Raw genomic sequence first — 1,297 nt, 5'->3', positions numbered from 1 at the left:
TTGAAAAAGCGGCACACTTTTTTGCATAAAATTTGCAAAAAATGGATAATGAAAAAAAGTCAAAAGCGCGTCGTAACTACGAACCAGATTTCAAAGCAGAAATTCTAAAAATGTTGATTTCTGGTAAAAAAGTAAGCGAGATTTCTGAGACATTTGGAATTGCTGAAAATCTGCTGTATCGTTGGAAAACTTTATCTACAATGAAGACAAAAACCAAAACTAATGAGTCTGAAGGTAGCTCTAAATTGGTTGCTGAGAATGCCAAATTGCGAGCGGAGAATGAACGGCTTAAAACTGACCGTGAGATCTTAAAAAAGGCATTGKGTCTCTTGAGTTCGTCCGATTAAGAGATGTCTATAACTTGGTATCTTCGCTCGCTAAAACACACAAAATAAGTTATTTGTGCTCCCTTTTCGATATAAGTCGAACGGCCTATTATCGATATAAGCGTGGTAAAAGTTACAATGCGGACAATAAGTATAATCGTCCCAAGCATGAGATACGGATTGAATTTATACGAAATTTAAAGCGGTATGGTAGTCGTCGGATCAAAGCCTCTTTAGAACAAAAGGGCATAAAATTAGGACGTAAGAAAGTCTCTGAAATAATGCGTACAGAGGGTTTAAGAGCTATTCAGCCGCCCAAATTTATTCCCAGGACGACTGATAGCAAGCATGGTAAACGGGTCTGTGACAATTTATTACTTAACAAACCAAAGCCTGATGGTCCCAACCAAGTATGGGTTTCAGACATTACGTACATGCCCCTAAAAGGAGGCAAATGGGCTTATCTAGCGACCTGGATGGATCTTTACTCCAGGCAAATAGTTGGTTGGGAATTAGCAGATAATATGTTGGAAAGCCTGGTGCGTGAGCCCCTTGAAAAAGCCCTGTTAAAAAGAAAAGTTAAAATTAATTCAGGACTAATAATTCATTCCGACAGAGGAGGTCAATATCTATCAAATAATATGAAGAAATTGGTAGAAACCTTCAAATTGAAACAGAGTATGTCACGCGCTGACGATCCTTATGATAACGCCTGGGCTGAATCTCTTTGGAGCCGACTCAAGGCGGAATTAGAAATGCCTAAGGGAGGTTATGAAAGTGTTGAAAACCTAACAACTGTTTTATTCGAATACATCGATGGATATTACAATATCCGAAGGTTACATTCCGGGTTAAATTATTTAAATCCAGTAGCCTTTGAAAACTTGTATTACAAAAAAACAGGATGATATTTCAGTGGTAATTATTTAACTAACCTGCGAAAAGTGTAAACCGAAAGTGAACCACGTCAA

General features: G+C 37.9%; 2 protein-coding genes. Both read left to right on the top strand.

Features of this window, described 5'->3' with window-relative positions:
* Window positions 1-41: 41 nt before the first annotated feature.
* Window positions 42-347: a transposase gene (locus tag E0F88_RS33520; RefSeq protein WP_131963165.1), complete on the top strand. Its 306-nt coding sequence runs from the start codon at window positions 42-44 to the stop codon at window positions 345-347.
* Window positions 348-361: 14 nt separating this feature from the next.
* Window positions 362-1,234 carry an IS3 family transposase gene (locus tag E0F88_RS33515; protein WP_229213997.1) on the top strand — a complete coding sequence of 291 codons (873 nt, stop codon included), beginning with the start codon at window positions 362-364 and terminating at the stop codon, window positions 1,232-1,234.
* The last annotated feature ends 63 nt before the right edge of the window (window positions 1,235-1,297 follow it).

It is taken from the genome of Dyadobacter psychrotolerans, assembly GCF_004349265.1.
GTDB lineage: Bacteria > Bacteroidota > Bacteroidia > Cytophagales > Spirosomataceae > Dyadobacter > Dyadobacter psychrotolerans.
The sequence above is the reverse complement of the archived record's forward strand: the minus strand, read 5'-3'. Positions and strand labels throughout refer to the sequence as shown.